The 17,842-nt window shown below is 56.6% G+C and carries 20 protein-coding genes; 17 read left to right on the forward strand and 3 right to left on the reverse strand.

Translation table 11 applies throughout. The annotated features are described in order from the left end of the window. The first annotated feature begins 64 nt into the window (after nucleotides 1–64). The 9 genes from Q0Z93_RS00285 to Q0Z93_RS00325 all read left to right on the forward strand — a co-directional run bounded on the left by Q0Z93_RS00285 (nucleotide 65) and on the right by Q0Z93_RS00325 (nucleotide 7,446). Nucleotides 65–622 carry a hypothetical protein gene (locus tag Q0Z93_RS00285; RefSeq protein ID WP_298061369.1) on the forward strand — a complete coding sequence of 186 codons (558 nt, stop codon included), beginning with the start codon at nucleotides 65–67 and terminating at the stop codon, nucleotides 620–622. After that, nucleotides 619–2,235 (forward strand): hypothetical protein, encoded by a 1,617-nt coding sequence (locus tag Q0Z93_RS00290; protein WP_298061371.1) that lies wholly within the window; start codon nucleotides 619–621, stop codon nucleotides 2,233–2,235. The genes Q0Z93_RS00285 and Q0Z93_RS00290 overlap by 4 nt, the downstream gene beginning before the upstream one ends. 135 nt (nucleotides 2,236–2,370) lie before the next feature. Next, complete coding sequence (locus Q0Z93_RS00295) at nucleotides 2,371–3,174, forward strand: DNA adenine methylase (protein WP_298061373.1); 804 nt, start codon at nucleotides 2,371–2,373, stop codon at nucleotides 3,172–3,174. Between the two features lie 240 nt (nucleotides 3,175–3,414). Then, nucleotides 3,415–3,633, forward strand: coding sequence for a hypothetical protein (locus tag Q0Z93_RS00300; RefSeq protein WP_298061376.1), 219 nt, complete (start codon nucleotides 3,415–3,417; stop codon nucleotides 3,631–3,633). Next, complete coding sequence (locus Q0Z93_RS00305) at nucleotides 3,630–4,970, forward strand: hypothetical protein (protein ID WP_298061379.1); 1,341 nt, start codon at nucleotides 3,630–3,632, stop codon at nucleotides 4,968–4,970. The genes Q0Z93_RS00300 and Q0Z93_RS00305 overlap by 4 nt, the downstream gene beginning before the upstream one ends. Before the next feature lies 1 nt (nucleotide 4,971). Then, a complete protein-coding gene (locus Q0Z93_RS00310) occupies nucleotides 4,972–5,793 on the forward strand; it encodes a DUF6712 family protein (protein ID WP_298061382.1) in 822 nt (273 codons plus the stop codon). Between the two features lie 2 nt (nucleotides 5,794–5,795). Then, on the forward strand, nucleotides 5,796–6,590 hold the full coding sequence (locus Q0Z93_RS00315; RefSeq protein ID WP_298061384.1) for a hypothetical protein: 795 nt from the start codon (nucleotides 5,796–5,798) through the stop codon (nucleotides 6,588–6,590). Continuing rightward, a complete protein-coding gene (locus tag Q0Z93_RS00320; RefSeq protein ID WP_298061386.1) occupies nucleotides 6,590–7,027 on the forward strand; it encodes a hypothetical protein in 438 nt (145 codons plus the stop codon). Before Q0Z93_RS00315 ends, Q0Z93_RS00320 begins: the two co-directional genes overlap by 1 nt. A gap of 80 nt (nucleotides 7,028–7,107) precedes the next feature. Then, nucleotides 7,108–7,446: a hypothetical protein gene (locus tag Q0Z93_RS00325; RefSeq protein ID WP_298061388.1), complete on the forward strand. Its 339-nt coding sequence runs from the start codon at nucleotides 7,108–7,110 to the stop codon at nucleotides 7,444–7,446. A gap of 32 nt (nucleotides 7,447–7,478) precedes the next feature. On the opposite strand, the gene Q0Z93_RS00330 is transcribed toward Q0Z93_RS00325, so the two are convergent. Genes Q0Z93_RS00330 through Q0Z93_RS00340 form a run of 3 tightly spaced genes read right to left on the reverse strand, consistent with a single transcriptional unit; the run spans nucleotide 7,479 to nucleotide 8,563 of the window. Next, complete coding sequence (locus Q0Z93_RS00330) at nucleotides 7,479–7,892, reverse strand: DUF2442 domain-containing protein (protein WP_298061390.1); 414 nt, start codon at nucleotides 7,890–7,892, stop codon at nucleotides 7,479–7,481. Nucleotides 7,893–7,910: 18 nt separating this feature from the next. Then, on the reverse strand, nucleotides 7,911–8,327 hold the full coding sequence (locus Q0Z93_RS00335; protein ID WP_298061392.1) for a DUF2442 domain-containing protein: 417 nt from the start codon (nucleotides 8,325–8,327) through the stop codon (nucleotides 7,911–7,913). Beyond that, complete coding sequence (locus Q0Z93_RS00340; RefSeq protein WP_297627027.1) at nucleotides 8,324–8,563, reverse strand: DUF4160 domain-containing protein; 240 nt, start codon at nucleotides 8,561–8,563, stop codon at nucleotides 8,324–8,326. The genes Q0Z93_RS00335 and Q0Z93_RS00340 overlap by 4 nt, the downstream gene beginning before the upstream one ends. A gap of 145 nt (nucleotides 8,564–8,708) precedes the next feature. On the opposite strand from Q0Z93_RS00340, the gene Q0Z93_RS00345 reads away from it, so the two are divergent. From Q0Z93_RS00345 to Q0Z93_RS00380, 8 genes are all read left to right on the forward strand, one after another. Beyond that, on the forward strand, nucleotides 8,709–9,095 hold the full coding sequence (locus Q0Z93_RS00345; protein ID WP_298061394.1) for a hypothetical protein: 387 nt from the start codon (nucleotides 8,709–8,711) through the stop codon (nucleotides 9,093–9,095). A gap of 266 nt (nucleotides 9,096–9,361) precedes the next feature. Next, complete coding sequence (locus Q0Z93_RS00350) at nucleotides 9,362–9,679, forward strand: hypothetical protein (RefSeq protein ID WP_298061397.1); 318 nt, start codon at nucleotides 9,362–9,364, stop codon at nucleotides 9,677–9,679. 14 nt (nucleotides 9,680–9,693) lie between these two features. Further along, nucleotides 9,694–9,957, forward strand: a complete 264-nt coding sequence (locus tag Q0Z93_RS00355; RefSeq protein ID WP_298061399.1) for a hypothetical protein — start codon at nucleotides 9,694–9,696, stop codon at nucleotides 9,955–9,957. A 162-nt stretch (nucleotides 9,958–10,119) separates the two neighbouring features. Then, entirely contained in the window at nucleotides 10,120–10,314 is a 195-nt protein-coding gene (locus Q0Z93_RS00360; RefSeq protein WP_298061401.1) for a type II toxin-antitoxin system HicA family toxin, read from the forward strand. 33 nt (nucleotides 10,315–10,347) lie between these two features. Next, the gene (locus Q0Z93_RS00365) at nucleotides 10,348–10,752 is read left to right on the forward strand and encodes a type II toxin-antitoxin system HicB family antitoxin (RefSeq protein WP_298061403.1); all 405 of its coding nucleotides are present in this window, start codon (nucleotides 10,348–10,350) and stop codon (nucleotides 10,750–10,752) included. Between the two features lie 120 nt (nucleotides 10,753–10,872). Beyond that, nucleotides 10,873–15,354 carry a phage tail tape measure protein gene (locus Q0Z93_RS00370; RefSeq protein ID WP_298061405.1) on the forward strand — a complete coding sequence of 1,494 codons (4,482 nt, stop codon included), beginning with the start codon at nucleotides 10,873–10,875 and terminating at the stop codon, nucleotides 15,352–15,354. 21 nt (nucleotides 15,355–15,375) lie between these two features. After that, nucleotides 15,376–17,196, forward strand: coding sequence for a hypothetical protein (locus tag Q0Z93_RS00375; RefSeq protein WP_298061406.1), 1,821 nt, complete (start codon nucleotides 15,376–15,378; stop codon nucleotides 17,194–17,196). Nucleotides 17,197–17,238: 42 nt separating this feature from the next. Then, nucleotides 17,239–17,760, forward strand: coding sequence for an ORF6N domain-containing protein (locus Q0Z93_RS00380; protein ID WP_298061435.1), 522 nt, complete (start codon nucleotides 17,239–17,241; stop codon nucleotides 17,758–17,760). The last annotated feature ends 82 nt before the right edge of the window (nucleotides 17,761–17,842 follow it).

The following is a 17,842-nucleotide window of genomic DNA, read 5'->3' on the forward strand; positions in this document are numbered from 1 at the left end:
CACGCTTACCGATAGTCCTTTGTAGCCCGCATTCGCGGGCTATTTTTGCTTTAAACCACTAAGCATGAAGGTATCGACCATAGAGAAGTTCAAAGATCGCTTGTTCGACGATTTGGATAAGATCGACGCCACCGAGAAGGAGAAGAAGCAGATCCTGATCTACCGATACCTCCTCACCCAGCGACTGGAGAGGCCGTACGTAACAAATGCGCAGCTGGCTGAATCTCTGCAAATTTACTTCGACATCACCTCCATTGGGCAGGCATATCGCTATATCGGGCATGTAGAGTTGTTGGTGGGCAATATTCGCTCCTCGGAAAAGGCGTGGATCCGTTACACGGTCGTCGAAACGTTGAAGGAGGCGATCCAGCGGGCGAAAGCGAGCGACGACATCAAAGCGATGGTGGCCGCAGCCGATAAACTCGGCAAATATACGCGACTCGACAAGGAGGAGCAGGAGCCGCTGCCGTGGGAGGAGATCAAGCCGCAGCCGGTCGAATTCGTCACCGACCCCTCTGTGCTGGGTATCGAGCATGTCGAGAACCCCCGCGCACTGGTCGAGAAAGTGCGCAAGAAGTACATGGACGAAATCGAGGTCGAATATACGGAGGCTAAGTCATGAGCGATCGCCGGAGACTATACATGAACGACATTCAGTTGGAGTGTTACCTGACAGCTGCCCACACGACGGTCATGGTGGCCGGCCGGCGCTTCGGGAAGACGCACGGCATCGTCGCCCCGTGGATGCTCCGCAACACGCAGCACATGCCCCGATCGACCGGCGGCATCGTCTGTGCGACCTTTCAGCAGGCTCTCACCCGGACGCTGCCCGGAACGCTGATGGCCCTCGACGATATGGGTTATAAGCGCAATGTCCACTATTTTGTGGGTGTTCGACCGCCGAAAGCGGCCGGATTCGCCAAACCCGTCCGGGAGCCGATCTCGTATGACCATGTGGTGAGCTGGTATAACGGTTCGATTTGGTATCTCATCTCGCAGGATGTTCCGGGTTCTGCCAACTCGCTGACGCTTCAATATCTGATGGGCGACGAAGCCAAATTTCTGAACTTCGAGAAGCTGAAAGACGAAGCATTTCCTGCGAACGGCGGATTCCCCGGCCCGTGGAAAGATTGCCCGTGGCTGAACTCTATGCTCTTCGTGTCGGATATGCCCACGACCAAGAAGGGGTCGTGGTTTTTGAATTACGCCGACAAAGCCACGCCGGATGCCATCGAAGCGATCAAGGTCTGCTTACTCGAAACCCACCGCCTGTCGCAGGCGGAGCCGACTGCATACAACCTTCGTAGGCTCTCCTACTTTCGCAAGAGCCTGGCCGAATTGCGCCGCCATGCCGTCTACTACCGGGAGTGCTCCAGCATCGAGAACGTATTGGTGCTGGGCGAAAAGTATATCCGGGACATGAAGCGCGACCTACCGCCGCTGGTCTTCCTGACCTCCATCCTCTGCATCCGGCCCGGTAAGCTGAAAGACGGCTTCTATCCCGGCCTGACCGACGCGCATCTTTACACCGCGTTCGACAATGCCCATCTCGAATCGGTCGGTTATGAATTCGACCGGATACCGGACTGCCGACAGGATGCCGATCTGATACCCGGCCAACCGATCGCCGTTGCATTCGACTACAACGCCAATATCAACTGGCTGGTCGCCGGACAACAGAGCGGCATCAAGATGCGCACCTTGCGATCGTTCTACGTGAAGTACGATCGCAAGCTCCGCGAGCTGGTCGACGATTTCTGTCAGTACTATCGTTTCCACGACCGGCACGAGGTAGTCTACTATTTCGACAGCACCGCCCTCGGATCCAACTACGCCGTGAACGAGGACGACTTCGCGTCGGTGATCTGCGACCAGTTCGAGAAAAACGGCTGGCGGGTCGATCGCAAATACATCGGCAATCCGATCCGGCATTACGAGAAGTACTTGATCATCGACCAAGGATTCAAAGGGCAGGGAAACTACTTGCAGCCCACATTCAATGAGCCGAACAACGAAGCGTTGTTGATCGCCATGCGCGCGGCCGGAACCCGCATCGGGCCGAAAGGGTGGCAGAAAGATAAGTCCGGGGAGAAGTACGCCGAGACGGAGGAGGATGTGCTGGAGTACCGAACCGACGGTACCGACGCGTGGGATACGCTCTACATCGGCATGAACCTCTATCCGTACGCCGGAACCGGCGGCAATACCTTCTCCGGCATCGAAATACGGACATAAAAAGGCCTCGGGCCTCTATAAAATAGAACGGTGTCTCAGTCGCTAAACAGGAGTACCCCCAGCCGAAGGCCCGAAAGCCTGACGGGGGTACTCCTGTTTAGCAATGCAAAAGTAACCAAAATAGCTGATAAAAAGATGAGAACACCGATTACCTATTACGGCGGAAAGCAGACCATGCTGAAGCACATCCTACCGCTCGTCCCACGGCACAACCTTTACACCGAGGCGTTCTGCGGCGGGGCGGCGGTACTCTTTGCCAAACGGCCGGCTCCGGCCGAGATCATCAACGATCTGAACGGCGAACTGGTCAACTTCTACTGGTGCGCGTCGGTCTACTATTCCGATCTCAAGCGCGAGATCGACAAGACCCTGCATTCGCGCGATATGCACGCCCATGCCATCCACATATATACTTATCCTCACTTCTTCGAACCGGCGCAGCGGGCGTGGGCGGTTTGGGCCTTGTCGAAGCTCTCGTTCGCTTCGATGCTGGACGGCACTTTCGGATACGACTTCACAGGAACGATGGTCAAGAAGATGCGGAACGCAAAGGACGACTTCACGGAGCATCTGTGTAAGAGACTGGAAAATGTAACGATCGAAAACCGCGACGCTCTGCAAGTCATCGAGTGTTACGACACCCCGGGGGCATTCCACTTTGTCGATCCGCCGTATGTCGGCAGCGACTGCGGCCACTACACGGACACCTTCGTCGACGCCGATCTCGAACGTCTCCTCCAGTTACTCGAACGTATCGAGGGGAAATTCATGCTGACGATGTTCCCGAACGATACGATCGCCGCCTATGCCGATCGCAACGGCTGGACGATCCACCGCATCGAACGCACCATCTCGGCCTCCAAAGACTCTCGAAGAAGACAGGAGGAGTGGATGGTGTGTAATTACCAGCCGGAAAATCGCTCGCAAACGCTGTTTTAGCCCCCCCAAACGCCTGTCGGTCGATTCTCGCTTATATTTTCAAAAAGCGAAGGCATGCAGGGCCTTAGGCTCGGTTCGGCAGCGAAAATTTATCTGTTTGCCGATGCCGACCCCGCGCCGCCCTGCCGTCGAAGTGTAATTACACTATGGTCGCGGGAACGTAATATGCCGAGGGGTTGCGCCGCGGTCGTGTCCTTTCCCTCGGCTACCCGCGGCGTAATATTGCAGAAAAAGATTACGATGCACATCTCGCAATTACACCGAGCGATCGAACGCGGCGAATGCTCGCTGGCTTTCGTCAGCGAGCGGGGGGAACGAATACGGCTGGATCGATGTGTCTGCACCTCGTTCCACAGCTCCGGTCAGACGTTAAACGTCAAGATCTACACCTCCGGCGAGATCCGCAAAGTGAACCGCTATACGATCGTCGAATTCAACGGTAAGGAGGTCTACCTATGAGCAACATCATTCAGATCACCGGGAGCGTCGCTTATAGTCCGGAGGCGCGCGCTATACTCGACTACTCCGGGGCGGGCGACGTATTCGAGCCGGGGGCCGATCCCATCATGGCCGGTGGGTACAAGATCGCACCGTGGGGTTACGACAACGATCTGCCCGCCCATCTTTTGGAGCGTATCCGCAAGAACGACGTGGTGGGTGCGAACCTTCAGTTCAACCAGCTCAGCGGCTACGGGCTCGGTATCAAGCCCATGCTCCGCGTTGTCGAGGATGGAAAGATCGTCGGTTATGAGGAGTGTGCCGACGAAGAGGTATTGCGCTTTTTCGAAGACAACGATATCGACGGCTTCTTCCTCGAACAGGTCAACGACATGATGACCTTTTTTAACGTCTTTCCGGAAATCATCGTAAACCGGGCCGGAACCAAGATCGTCAGTCTGCGCCATCTCGAAGCGGCCTTCAGCCGGTGGGGGTCGATGGAGGAACAGGATTCGGAGATCCGCTGGCACTACTACAACCAGTGGGAAGGCGGCGCTGTAAAAGGCAAGTTGTGCCGCACCCCCGTCTTGAGCCGCTACCACACGTACGACCACCTGAAAACCCTGCTGACAAAACCCCGGAACCGGCGCTTCGTGCTGCAGGTCGGGATGCCGACCGCAGGAAATACTTACTACTCGCGGCCGAACTGGTGGAGCATCTTCCGCTCCGGGTGGTACGATCTTTCGGTTCTGCTGCCGAAGTTCAAGGCGGCCCTGCTCAAGAACCACTTGGCCGTTCGTTACGTGGTCTACATCTCGGACGAGTACTGGAAAGAGATGGCGCGGCTCAAAAACGTCGCGGGCGATCGGGAGAAAGAGATTCGGATGCGGGAAGAGATCACGCAGCAGCTGATCGATTTTTTGGCGAACGAAAACACGAAAGGCGGAACCCTCATCTCCACCCGGAAGTTTGCGCCCTCCGGCAGCGGTGCCGCCCTCGAGGATAAATACATACAGATCGAACACGTCGAATCGGCCATCAAGGGGGGCGAATTCATTGAAGACGCCGAGGAGGCCAACAACATCATCTCTTACGCGATGGGTGTGCACCCGAATCTGAATGGCGCCACCCCGGGGCGGTCGAAAGGCTCCCTCGGCGGATCCGACAAACGGGAGCTCTTCATGATCAAACAGGCCATGATGCGCCCCTATCGCGATCGCCTGCTGAAACCGCTTCGGCTGGTCGCCCGGTTCAACGGCTGGGATCGCAACATCGTCTTCGCCGTCCCCGACGTGGAGTTCCCGACCCTCGACATCGAGAAGTCAGGCAAACGAGAAACCAACCAAAACCCCGACTGATATGCTGAAGACGATAGAGATCATGCGCGGATACATCCCCACCATCGCCGGGGGGAGTATCGCGAAATACGAACAGGCGATCGCCGACGCCCGCAGCTGGATCATCTCCACGCTGCTCGGCCGGGAGTTCATGGTCGAGATCGAGGCGATGGATTCGGAATCGGAGCTCTACCGCTGCACGGAGCGACTGCTGGCTTACAAGGCGTACCGGCTGGCGATTCCGAAGCTCGACCTCGTGGAGACCGCTAACGGATTCGCTGTGGTGAACGACGAAAAGCTGGCACCGGCCTCCAGGGAGCGGGTGGCCGCGCTGGTCGCCTCTTTCGAGGCCAGCATCACACAGGCGGTCGGCGAGCTGCTGGATTATCTCGAAGACACCCCGGCCTACCGGGGATTGTGGTCGAACTCCCCGGCGTTCACCGTCATGACCGATTCGTTCCTGCCGACCTTGCGAGAGTTCCGCCGCTACGGATCGTTCGTCGGAAACAACCTCGACTTCATGGCCGAACGACCGGCCATCCAATCGGTCATCCTGCGGTACATCGAGCCGCGGATCAGCCGGGAGCTGACGCGGGCGATACTGGATGAAGTGGCCGCCGACAATGTTTCGGAAAACCACCGGCGAATCCTCAGCGATCTGAAATTCGCACTGGCGGCGTTCTACAACGAACGGATGGAGCTCGGCGAACAGTCGATCGCCCGGGTGCGGCGCATGCTGGAGGCGGATCCGGATGCCTTTCCGGCGTTCAAAGCCTCGGAACTGTATGCCGAAATCACGGCCCCGGCCCCGGAGAAGAAAGAACAACCCTTTTTTGTCATGTAATTATGAAAAAGCGCAAGAAAAAAGCAACACCCCCGGTGTTGCAGACGCTCAATATCACCCTCCCGCAGGGGTGGAGTGAACTGACCTCAAGGCAGGTAACCCGGGTGGCATATTACCTGTCGTTAGGCGTCGCCGAAACAGAATTCCTTGTCCGGTTGGGTTTGGAGTTTGCCGACCTCCGCCCGCGCGGAACACGCGTAACGGAGGAGGGCCGCATCGTCTATCGCTACTACCATCGTCAGCGTGGCAATGTGCTGCTGACCGCCGAACAGGTGTCGTCCATCGCGGAAGCGATGCGGTGGGTGACGAAAGAACCGGAACCGATGGCCGCCCCGATTCTCGACGGACTTCCGACGCCCGATGCCCAGCTGTACGGTGTCACGTTCGAGCAGTTTATCACAGCGGACACGGCCTGTGCTGCTTATGTTCGCACACAGAATCCGGATGCGCTGCGCATGATGTGTGCTGCGTTCTATCCGAAGTCGGGCCTATTCGATCCTGAGAAGGTAGAGGCCGAGGCCCGGCGGATCGCTTATCTTCCGGGGTGGCAGCTGGAGGCCGTGGTACTTTGGTTCATCGGGGCGAAGAAGATGCTGACGCGAAAATACCCGGCGCTTTACGCCGCGACAGGGAGCGATGAGTCGCCGGCATCCGGCGGCGAGGTATTGTTGGGACTCCTGTCGAGTCTGAACGAGGGGCGCGTGATCGACAACGAGCGAATCAAGGCCACAGAGTTGCATGAAGTGTTCTACGAGCTGAACCGGCGTGTCCGGGCGGCTGAAAAAGCGGAATCGTGATGATCGACCTGGATCAATACTTGGAAGAGCGGATCGCCCGATTCCCGGAACTGAAGCAGGTAGTCCGCATTAGCGGGCTGTCCGGATTGGAAGAGCTGGCCGACGATGTCCGGGCGGCCGAATTTCCCTGCCTCGCCGTGGATATCGGCACGGACGGTTCGCTGGATTGGTCGGCCGGAAGCCTCGACCGGTCATTCCATGCTTTTCATGTGCTGGTGCAGTTGGATGGCGTTACCGACGCCGCTCATCGGAAAGCGGCCCTGCTGCAGGCTTTCGAGATCGGGAAACGAATACTGCGGCAGATACAGGCCGATTCGCACGAATACGGCACCCCTTGCTACGGATTCGAGGCGTCCGATATCCGGTACTCCAGCTTCGGCCCGATCGGATTTCAGTGTTATGGCTATTCGTTCAACTTCGTGATCTCGAGAGAATGACCGACCCCGTTACCGCCCTCCAGCCGACAGTTCAAGCTTGGGCCGATATCGTACTTAAGGAGTTCGACAACAAGGTACGTATGCTGCGTATCCATGATGGAGAACTGGTGCGTAGCTTCGTGACGCACGTATTATGGCATGCCGGCGGCAACCTCCAGCGGGTGGAGTTCGCGTTCGCGTATTACGGGAAGTTCGTCGACATGGGGGTCGGGCGTGGGGTGAATCTACAGAACCGGGATGCGATGATCGGAACCGGGGCGACCTCCCGCCGACCGAAACCGTGGTTCACCGACACGTTTTACAAGCAGCTGGCCGTCCTGCGCGGCATCCTGTCCGAACGGCTGGCGCAAAACACCCAGTTGGCGATCGTCCGCAATATCCGAGACGCGGGCAGTTCCGCCGATCCGATCGAACTGTAACGAACAAGGCCCCATCTCGGGGCCTTGCTTTTTTATCGGATCGAAATCGCGGTTAATTCGTGCCCCAGCCGATGCAGGGCCGCCTCAATTTCCCGTCTGCGGCTTTCCGATGGAGTGGCGACACCACAAATATATTTCGCCATCAGACTCTGATTGATTCCCATCACCCGGGCCAATTGGTTCACGTTGATCTCCGGCAAGTTGTCGAAGATTTGTGCGATCTCATTTTTGGGCTTGCCTTCTTCGGCAAAAAAACCTTCGAAGCTCAGGTCTTCATCCAATTCTTCCCAATGGATACCGAAAGGCGACAGGGTATAATCCTGTCGCTGTTCATCTGTAGCATTATACAGGCGCGGGAAAGCCTTCAACGGGAGGCTCGCCGTCCGCCCCTCGTCGGTCGTGAGGTGTATCCGCCCCTCTTCGAACCATATTTTCAGAGCTTTCATAACCGCCTAAGATCTCACTTACAGAGAGGCTGTTTGCATAATTTTTCCGCATTCGTGCAACGCAGCTTCAATCTTAGCTCGCTGCATTTCCGATGGTTTTTTACGCCCCGCGATATACGAAGCCATCAGACTCTGAGGAATATTGATCATCCGGGCAAACTGCGACACATTGATAAATGGCATCGCTTTGAAAGCCTGCGCAATCGGATTGACCGGTTCCCGCTCTTCATAAGTGAAGCTTTCGAGACTGATATCCTCGTCGATCTCGTCCCAACGCAAAGCATCACCGAATTTGTCGATCTTATACGCAGTGCGTTGTTCATCCGTAGCAGCTTGTAACCGAGGATACCACAGCAAAGACTGCCACATTTCGACTCCCGTATCGGTTCGGATGAATATCTTTTCATCTTCGAACCATACTTTCGTTATTTTCATGACTCTCTGAAGAAATTATTCCATTCATTCACGAAGTTCTCCCGATTTTCTTCAAGGATAGCTTCGGCCAATTTGATATCTTTAATCTTTACGCCTTTGTTTTCCACCAATTTGACATCCGTCTCGATCTCAAATTTCGCTTTCCCGTCTCCGGTTTCAATATGAACGTGAATCGGGAGGTGTTCACGCGAATAGAAATAGAATCGAATTCCGAAGATAATCAAGAGAGTAGGCATTGTGAATCGTATTTGTTACAACAAAGATAGGTAATAAATTTATAACCTACAAATGTTAGGCCAAAAAATAAAGGAGAGATAGGTGCTTTTGTTTCCCGGCGGGAAAATGCTATATTTGGACAAAACAACCAATACAATCAATATCATGGAAGCAGTCGGAGTAATTTTTATCCTGATCGCATTGGGATTGCTGGTTTTACAGATTCTTATGATCGTCAAGTTTTTCCAAATCGCAGCCGACGTTCGCGGCGTGAAAAATTTACTGGCTGAACAATTCAAGAAAGAACCATTGCCAGAAACTTCTCCCGAGACGCGATCAGAAGGTGTGCTGCCTCCTTATTCTGAGATTAGTACTCCACCGTATCAGGTCGAAGGAGACAATGTGGTCTTTGAAGATGGGGTGTATGGAACCATTATGGAAAAATTCGGAGCATTCAGTTTCGAAGGTTTGCAAGGCAAACGGATTTTCTGTAAAACTCAAGAGGAAGCGATAAAAGGGTTATATCATACCCTTACTCATTCAGCTGAGTAACACAATTAGAAGCGCAAAAATTTGCGCCTCTTTTGTTTGGATATTCGGAAAGAATCGCCATCTTTGCATTGCTATCCATTTCTGATGGGCTGTGAAGCCCACCCTTTTTTCAAGCGGTGGATTTTTTATACCCATACGTAACATATCTAAACGCTTCGGCGCGCACCCCCGTGTGAAAGGTTAGTGCCTTCACAAAGCCCATCAAGGTGGATAGCAACGGGACAGGCGCGCCGTTTTTTATTCGTGCCACAAAATGCTATCCACCAATGAAAACTAATCCAACTCTCACGCCGGCCGGTGTAAGACGCCTGCTGACGTTCATCCCGGCAAAAGCTACGGTCGCTTTCTCCGGTTCCGGTCTCTTGCCGGCCACGACCCTCAAGGTCGATTATTTCTACCTTAGCGGACTATTCGAACGAGTTTATCTGCTTCACCAGGCCCGATGCTTCCGCCGAGAACGAATCTGCGTAACCCTCCATGATGGTCGCCAGTTCGAGTGGGACGCGCTGCTGGCCCTCCAGTGTTTCAGCCGTCGACGACCGGATTACGGTAAGTTGATGACGATGATTCCGGAACTGAATTAGGGGAGGGGAGTGCTATGGAAAGTATTTCGAGAACAGTCAACGGTCGGGAATGCACGGTCATCCTAACCGATTCTTTGGTCGAAACATTGGCCGATCTTCAAGGAGAGGGTATAGACCGGAACAGTTTGATTCAATCGCGTGTCAGCCTGCTGAATGAGGTTATTTCCCGATTCGCAGCGGACTATGAACCCTCCGAAGCTGCCGAAGTATTGAAACTCATCAGCGGGTTGTCGATGCTGAGCAAAGCGATCGAGAGCCTGTCTGCTCCGGAAAAATAACCACCAATAATAAATACCCCCCCAAAAAAAGAGAGGCCGTCCGGATAATCCGGGCGGCCTCTCTTGCGTTTAGTGTAAAAATAGTAGTAAAAATATGTATCATTTATTTGTATCCGTTCGGTTTTTTACTATCTTTGTGGTGTCAAACAAACGCTACCAAAGATGAGAAAGACAGTCAAGCAGATGATCGAAATCATAGAAGCCGACGGCTGGTATCTCGTCGCTCAGCGGGGCAGCCATCGTCAATACAAACATCCGATGAAACCGGGACGAGTTACAATACCCGATCATGGAAAAAGCCACGAACTCGATCACATGCTGGTCAATTCGATTTTGAAACAAGCCGGACTGAAATAAATAGTCCGGCAAAGATAACAGGGAGATAGGAATATGGAAAAAGCAATTGTCGAAGTAAGTTACAGCGGGAAGAACTATGGTGCGCATTTGCCGGAACTACCGGGCTGTGTAACGACCGGTTCTTCTCTCGATGAGATCGTGCGGAACGTGAATGAAATCGTTCCGTTCCACTTGGACGGAATGCGCGAGGACGGCGATGCGGTACCGGCGCCTTTCGATGGCGAGTATGAGTTCGAGTATCGGCTGACCACAGAGGCACTGCTCCATGCGTATAGCGGCGTGTTTACTAAAGCGGCGCTGAGCCGAATTACGGGGATCAACGAACGCCAGTTATGGCACTATGAAGCCGGCATTCGTAAACCGCGCCCGGCACAACGCAAACGAATCGAAGATGGACTGCATAAGTTGGCCGCACAACTCTTGTCTATCACGTTGTAGTGTTGTTTGACGACTGCTTTTACGGCAGTGATAGACGGCCCATCCCATCACGGGATGGGCTTTTTTATTGTCCTTTCAGCCGGTTGCGAGCGATCTACTTTCGTCAAAAATTCGGGCAGTATGGGACGAAAGAAAGAGCAGGCCGTTGTCGACGTGGTCATCAACAACGAACAGGCGCGGCGTAAGGTGAAAGAACTCTCCGCCGATCTGGATGATCTGCGTAAGAAGCGGCGGGAAGCCCTGAAGGGGGGAAACACCTCCGGGGCTGCAGCTTACGACAAAGAGATCAAGGCCCTGCAGAAAGAGCTGAACCAGTACAAAAAGATCGTGGTCGATGTGGATCACGTGCTGCGGAATCTCAACAAAGTCCCGCTCAACCAGCTCGAAGCTGCCCAGCGGAATCTGCGCAAGAACCTTAAGCTCTTGAATCAAGACTCGAAAGAGTACAAATCGACGCTGGAGAAGCTGAACCGGGTGCAACGGCAGATCGACACCGCGCAAAAGCAGATGCAGGCCTCCGGGAAAGGGTTCATGGGGAGCCTCGGCAGCGCGTTGCCGCTCGGCCTGACGGCGATGTTCTATTCTGTCAGCCGGCTGATCGTACCCTTCAAGAATTTCCAATACATGATGGCCAAGGTCGGCGCCGTATCGAACGCCACCGGAGGGCAATTCAAGGAGCTAAAAGAGAACGCCAAGGAGCTCGGCGCCTCGACCGAGTACACCGCCACGCAGGTCGCCGAGTTGCAGCTCAATTATGCCCGTCTCGGCTTCACCCCCGGGCAGATCCTGCAGATCACCTCCGCCACCCTCGACCTGGCCACCGCCACCGGTTCCGACCTCGCCTCTGCCGCCGACGTCGCCGGGTCGACGCTGCGGGCCTTCGGGTACGACGGTTCGCAGATGACCCGCGTCGTGGATGTCATGGCCGCCTCGTTTAACAAATCGGCCCTCGACTTGGGGTACTTCTCCGAGTCGATGAAGTACGTCGCCCCGATCGCCGCCAAAGCCGGAATATCTATCGAGCAGACTACCGCCATGCTCGGCATCCTCGCCGACCGGGGGATTCGCGGGTCGCAGGCCGGGACGGCCCTCAAACGGATCTTGTCCGAGATTTCCATCGAGGGCAAGAGCGTCTCGGAAGCCCTTGCCGACCTGAACGAAAAGGGGCTGACGCTGGCCGACGCCGAGGACGAGGTGGGAAAGTACGCCATGACCGCCCTTACCGTGCTGGCCGACAACGCCCCGGCCGTCGAGGGACTGACCACTGCCCTGAACAACTCCGCCGGCGCCGCCGAGCACGCCGCCGCCATCATGCGTGACAACGTGCAGGGCGACCTCGATACCTTCAAGAGTAAACTCGAGGGATTGATTATCCGCCTCGGCGACGGGCTGAACCCCGTGATCCGCGGTACCATCCAGCTCTTCACCGCGCTGCTGACTCCGCTCTCCGTCCTCGGTGTCACCTTTGCCGCTTGGTTCGTCAGCCTGAAAGTCGGCCGGGCCGCCGTCGAAGCCTACAACGTTGCCAAACGCCGTTTTACTGCCGGGACGAAAGATGCCACCCTCTCGCTGGTCTCCGAGACCGCCGCGATGAATGTCAATACGATGGCCGCCAAGCGTAACCTCGTGCAGATCCGCAGCATGCCCGCCGCAACGAAAGCGTGGGCCGCGGCGAAACTCCTGCTGGCGGGGAACTTCCGGGCGGCGGGCGTAGCCGCCAAAGCGTTCTTCGCCTCGATCGGGCCGATCGGGTGGATCGCGATGGCGATTGGTTTGGCTGTCGGAGCGATGGCCGCCTTCTCCAGCGCGACCAAAAAGGCGAGCGAGGCCAGTTCGCAGCTGGCGGTGGAACTGTCGCAGGAGCGGGCCACGCACGACGACCTGAAACGAGCAGTGACCGAGAGCGCGCAAGGATCGCAGACGCGGGCCGAGGCGATCCGGCTTATCAACGAACGGTACAAGGAGTACCTGCCGAACCTCCTCTCGGAGAAGATGAGCAACGAGGAGGTAGCCGCGGCGCTCGACTACGCCTCGCAGAAGATGGAGGAAGGGATCAAGATGCGGATCCGGGCGCAGGAGGCCGAGAAATTGCAGAAAGAGATGCTCGATGCGGAGCGCGGCGCATTGGATAAACTGATGGAGGCTTATTTGTCGCGCGGCGACAAAACCAAGAAGCAAGTCGCGCTGGCGCAACAGCAGCTCGGCGCACTGGTCGTTCAGTTGGAGAAGACCGGAGACAAGGCCGCTTTCGTAGCCGGAGCCGCCCGGGTGTTCGGTATGAGTGTGGAGGAGATGAACTCTGTCATCACGACCTCTGTGCAGGCCACCTCTGGAGCCTACACCCATACGGCTCGCAAATACGGATTCCTCGTCGATAAAGTCGAAGCGGCCTTCGATAAGGTAACCGAAGCCGCCCGCAAAACGAAAGAGGAGCTGGGCCAGCTGGACGCGCTGGTGGAGGCCAAGCCTCAGCAGGAGAACGAGAATGACACTACCACAAAGAAAGAGCCGGAGTTAGAGGCTCTTTCGGTTCGAGTCGCTAAGTTGCGAGAATCTCTCAAAACAGCACGAAAAGAGTTGCAGGCACTCCGCGCAGCGGATTCCACGGCTTCGGCCAAAGAGATAGAAGATGCGGATAAGGCGGTTAGCGACCTCAAAAAACAATTGGAAGTGCTGACAGGGAAGGCCTCAAAGACCACCGGCAGCACCGGGTCGAAATGGTCGTTGTCCTCGGATGAGTCATACTTGCAGGCCAAGGCGGCGCTTCGGGAGAAGCAGATGAGCGGCGAGATCGCCACCGAGGAGGAGTACAGCCGCCGGCTGCTCGCATTAGAGATCCAAACCCTCGAAAAGCGGATCGAGGCCGGCAAAGAGAAAGGTTCCGACCTCGCCAAGCTCGAAGAGCAGCTGCTCGACAAACGTTACCAGCAGCAGAAGGCCGCCCGCGACCGGGAGAAGAAATTGCTTGAGATCGCCGCGCAGGGCGACAGCGCCGAGGACAAAGAGAACGACGCCTACGAGAAGCAGTTGCGGGATCTCGGCCTCTTCGGGCGGGAGCTCGAGGAGATGACCGCCAACGAACAGGCCGCCTACCTCCAGTTGAAACGTTCGCACTACGAGAAGTTGAGTTCGATCTACGTCGATGAGCTGTCGAAAGAGCTGAGCAAGCAGCAAAAGGCGATCCAGCGCAAGGCCACAGCCGAAAAGCAGGCGCATAACGATGAGTTGGCCGCCGCGGATACTTTCGAGAAGAAAAAAGCATTGCTCCGGAAGTGGTACAGCGAGGAGGAGCTGCGGCGTGTGCGAACGGACAAACAAGCCGACTCGATGCTGAAGCGGCAGTATGCCGCCGAGGAGCAAGCCGCCCTGAAAACCGACCTCGAAAAGATGCTCGCCACCTATCAGGCCATTGTCGAGGAGGTCGGCGAGACCGGGCTGTTGGCCAACGGCGTCGCCGCGACGGAGGACGACATCGAACGGTTGCAGAAGATCATCGACGACCTGAAGAAGCAGCTGGCAGAGTTGGGGGCGACCCCTCCTCCGACCCTCGGCGGGGAGGACTCGCGAAACAACGTCGATGTGTTGGGGATGACTCCGGACAAGTGGAAGAAGTTTTACACCAACCTGAAGGATGGGAAGTTCGGGATGGAGGAGATATTGGCCGTGGCGGGCGCGATCGGCTCGGCGTTCTCCGATGTCAGCAACCTGATGACCGCGATGGAGCAGCGGGAGCTGAAGAACTACGAGAAGGCGCAGAATAAGAAAAAGCAGTTGCTCGAACGGCAGCTGAAGAGCGGCACTATCTCGCAAGAACGTTACAACGAAGCCGTGCAGCGGTTGGACGACGAGACCGAGGCCAAGCGGGAGGAGATCGAGCGGAAGCAAGCCAAACGCGACAAGGCGCTGGCCGTTTTCAACAGCCTGATCAATACGGCAGTGGCTGTTACTGCGGCTTTGCAAGTTCCGTTTCCAATGGGTGAGATTTTGGCCGGAATCGTAGCGGCATTGGGGGCCGTCCAGACCGCCGCGATCCTCGCCACCCCGCTGCCCGGAGCAGAGGAGGGCGGGCCGATCGGCGTCATCCGGGAGCAGGACGGCAAGCGGTTCGACGCCGAGTTCTCGCCCCGCAAGCGCGGCTTCGTCCACCGGCCTACCGTCATTCAGACCTCCGGCGGCCGGCCCGTGCTGACCGGCGAGGCCGGTACCGAATACGTCGTGCCGAACGACCTGCTGCGGGTGCCGGAGGTGGCCAGCATGGTGAACCTGATCGAAGCCGCGCGGCTGCGCGGCTCGTTCCGCCCCGTGAACCTCTCCGCCGCGATGGCCGCCGGAGCGATCCCCGGGCGCGCCGCCGGCGGATACGTCGGCGGGGACTCCTCGACGTTCGCGGCCTCCGGGAACGATGTGTCCGGTACCCGTACCCCCGTATACGACGATAGCCTGTTGCGCGAAGTGCGCGATGTCGTCGGAAAACTCAGCCGCCAGCTGGATAAACCGCTCCCTGTGTTCCTCTCCATCTACGGGCGCGACGGACTATTCACGATACAGAAGAAGATCGAACAGCAGCAGCGCCGCGCCGGCATTGGCGGGCGGGCCAAGTAACCCCTAACGAAAGAAAGAACCATGTTACAGATATACGTAGACGACCGTCCGATCGACCTGAGCGACGACATCAGCATCGACCTCGTGTTCGAGAACCCGCTCTTCTCCAGCGACCGGATCCCCGCCACCTACTCCCTGAGCTACGACCTGCCGTTGACCCCGCGCAACCGGCAGGTATTCGGGAACCCCGACCGGGTGGCGGCCGCCGGCGACCGCTTCCGGGAGCGGCCCGCCCGGATTCTCTTCGCCGGTATCGAGATCGCCAGCGGCGTGCAGACCATCGAGGAGATCTCCGACGTCATCACCGTGAACTTCTCCGGCAGCGTCCTCCCCGCCGCCCTGAATCGGAAACTCTACCACGTCGAGATGGACAAAATACCGCTCTCCTACAACGGGTCGTTTGCGCAAGAGACCTCTATGACCGTTTGGGACGGCATCCTGCGGCGTAATATGACAGACCCGGACGCCCCATTTTTCGCCCCGCCCGTCGCGATCAAGGACGTGGAGTGGCTGGAACCCGACCCCAAGAACCCCGAAGACTTCCTGCTGAACACCCGAGCGCGGTGGATCAATCCGATGGACATACACGGACGGAGTTACCAGCATTTTCTGAAGAATGCCGCGAATCGTTTCTACCTGTTGAAAATCCTCCCGGCCGTGCGGGTATGGTATATCTTCGACAAGATTTTCGGCGACAAGCTGGAGCGTAACATCTTCAAAGAAGGCGAGTGGAAAAAGCTCTCGTTGCAGACCTTATGGCACCCGTCGTATAACATCACCGACAACCTCCCGTGCTGGACGCCGGACACCGACGCGTGGGGGAGTGCCGGTTACGCCGTTCGGCTGCAGGACTTCATGCCCGACGTCTGGTCGGCCGACTTCGTCGTGGAGATGCTCAAGCTCCCGTGTGCATCAATGTACGTCCGCGGCGACAACTTCACGATCGAGAGCAACGCCGATGTGTTGAACCGCAATATCGTCCGGGACATCCGCCCCGACCGGCTGATCGGCACGCCTGTTATCTCGCGTGAGGCCGGACAACAGTACACGGCCGGCTTCGCCGACAGCGAGGAGGGCGAACAGCCGGAGGGTGAGATCAAGGAGGTGGATAACATATTGGAGGGGATTCACTATATGGCGAGCCGGGGCTTCCTCTCCGACGGCACCGGTGTCGTTACCTCCGTCCGGGTGCGGAAGCCCCGGCAGGTACAGACCATCATCCTCGACAACGAAAGTCGCGCTTACTATGCCGTGAAACAGGAGGATATGCCCGACGAGGCGACCGCCGACGACGATGCGGAGGAGACCGAGGAAACCGACACCGGCTACGATATGACGGTGAACGCGAAGCGGGTGCAGTGCGTGGCGAACCGCTATTGGTTGAACGACGACGACATCGGCAAGAACTGGTACCGCCACATCCTCTGCCCGGAGATCGAGGCGATCGGTACCGAACGATCGGATGAGCTGCTTATCGGTCTGTGGCAGGGGCTACAGTCGGAGATCCAACAGTGGAGTATGACTTCGGGTTACACCCCGAACTACTTCCCGGCACTCTCGGCAACGAATTTCGGGGCGAACGGAGAGCGGTACGGCGACCTGTCGCTCTACTGGCACGGCCCGGACGGGCTGCTGGCGCGCCACAAGCGATTCGCGGAGTGGCTGGCCAAAGACCGAATGGTCGTAACGACAGAGGTGCTCTTCACGGCGCTCGACCTACACGAACTTGATCTTCGGGACAAGTTCGCCCTCTACGGCCGCCACTTCTTCATCCGATCCATGAACGTCTCCCTCAAGAAGAACCGCATCGATCCCGCAGAAGTCGAATTCGTAGAGGTGTGAAAATTTATAATTACCTTTGTTCGGAACGTGTACCGCTTTATCATGGAGTTAGAGGTTATTCAAAATAAGATTTTTGAGGTGAGGGGATGCCGGGTTATGCTTGATTTCCATTTGGCTGAATTGTACGGAGTAGAGACCCGTACCTTGAAACAAGCGGTGCGCCGGAACAGTGATCGTTTTCCTCCGGATTTTATGTTCGAAATGACGGAGTCCGAGTATAACTCACTGAAACAGAGTTTGACATCACAATCTGTGATCTCAAACGAACGGGGCGGTCGTCGCCACATGCCTTTTGCGTTTACGGAACAAGGCGTTGCGATGCTTTCGTCCGTTCTTCGCAGCGACACGGCTGTCAAAATGAATATCGCCATTATGCGGACGTTCGTCATGATGCGCCGGTTATCTGCCGGTTATGAGGAGTTGCAGCGGCGGATCGAAGAGTTGGAGATCAGTACCGATACGCAATTCAATGAAATCTATCAGGCTTTGACGAAGTTGTTGAGCAAATCGGAGGAATCATCGGCGCCGCGCCGTAAGATCGGATACCGCACTTCGGAAGATTGATTGTTTTGAAGTCTCGATCATAGCCCGCATCCGTTTTCGGTGCGGGTTCTTTTTTGTCCTTTCCCGGCGTTGTGATCCCGGT

Source organism: uncultured Rikenella sp., assembly GCF_947628055.1.
Classification (GTDB): domain Bacteria; phylum Bacteroidota; class Bacteroidia; order Bacteroidales; family Rikenellaceae; genus Rikenella.

Coding starts and splice junctions, on each gene's coding strand:
- Q0Z93_RS00285 (WP_298061369.1), top strand. CDS start 65: ATGAAGGTATCGACCATAGAGAAGTTCAAAGATCGCTTGTTCGACGAT.
- Q0Z93_RS00290 (WP_298061371.1), top strand. CDS start 619: ATGAGCGATCGCCGGAGACTATACATGAACGACATTCAGTTGGAGTGT.
- Q0Z93_RS00295 (WP_298061373.1), top strand. CDS start 2,371: ATGAGAACACCGATTACCTATTACGGCGGAAAGCAGACCATGCTGAAG.
- Q0Z93_RS00300 (WP_298061376.1), top strand. CDS start 3,415: ATGCACATCTCGCAATTACACCGAGCGATCGAACGCGGCGAATGCTCG.
- Q0Z93_RS00305 (WP_298061379.1), top strand. CDS start 3,630: ATGAGCAACATCATTCAGATCACCGGGAGCGTCGCTTATAGTCCGGAG.
- Q0Z93_RS00310 (WP_298061382.1), top strand. CDS start 4,972: ATGCTGAAGACGATAGAGATCATGCGCGGATACATCCCCACCATCGCC.
- Q0Z93_RS00315 (WP_298061384.1), top strand. CDS start 5,796: ATGAAAAAGCGCAAGAAAAAAGCAACACCCCCGGTGTTGCAGACGCTC.
- Q0Z93_RS00320 (WP_298061386.1), top strand. CDS start 6,590: ATGATCGACCTGGATCAATACTTGGAAGAGCGGATCGCCCGATTCCCG.
- Q0Z93_RS00325 (WP_298061388.1), top strand. CDS start 7,108: ATGCTGCGTATCCATGATGGAGAACTGGTGCGTAGCTTCGTGACGCAC.
- Q0Z93_RS00330 (WP_298061390.1), bottom strand. CDS start 7,892: ATGAAAGCTCTGAAAATATGGTTCGAAGAGGGGCGGATACACCTCACG.
- Q0Z93_RS00335 (WP_298061392.1), bottom strand. CDS start 8,327: ATGAAAATAACGAAAGTATGGTTCGAAGATGAAAAGATATTCATCCGA.
- Q0Z93_RS00340 (WP_297627027.1), bottom strand. CDS start 8,563: ATGCCTACTCTCTTGATTATCTTCGGAATTCGATTCTATTTCTATTCG.
- Q0Z93_RS00345 (WP_298061394.1), top strand. CDS start 8,709: ATGGAAGCAGTCGGAGTAATTTTTATCCTGATCGCATTGGGATTGCTG.
- Q0Z93_RS00350 (WP_298061397.1), top strand. CDS start 9,362: ATGAAAACTAATCCAACTCTCACGCCGGCCGGTGTAAGACGCCTGCTG.
- Q0Z93_RS00355 (WP_298061399.1), top strand. CDS start 9,694: ATGGAAAGTATTTCGAGAACAGTCAACGGTCGGGAATGCACGGTCATC.
- Q0Z93_RS00360 (WP_298061401.1), top strand. CDS start 10,120: ATGAGAAAGACAGTCAAGCAGATGATCGAAATCATAGAAGCCGACGGC.
- Q0Z93_RS00365 (WP_298061403.1), top strand. CDS start 10,348: ATGGAAAAAGCAATTGTCGAAGTAAGTTACAGCGGGAAGAACTATGGT.
- Q0Z93_RS00370 (WP_298061405.1), top strand. CDS start 10,873: ATGGGACGAAAGAAAGAGCAGGCCGTTGTCGACGTGGTCATCAACAAC.
- Q0Z93_RS00375 (WP_298061406.1), top strand. CDS start 15,376: ATGTTACAGATATACGTAGACGACCGTCCGATCGACCTGAGCGACGAC.
- Q0Z93_RS00380 (WP_298061435.1), top strand. CDS start 17,239: ATGGAGTTAGAGGTTATTCAAAATAAGATTTTTGAGGTGAGGGGATGC.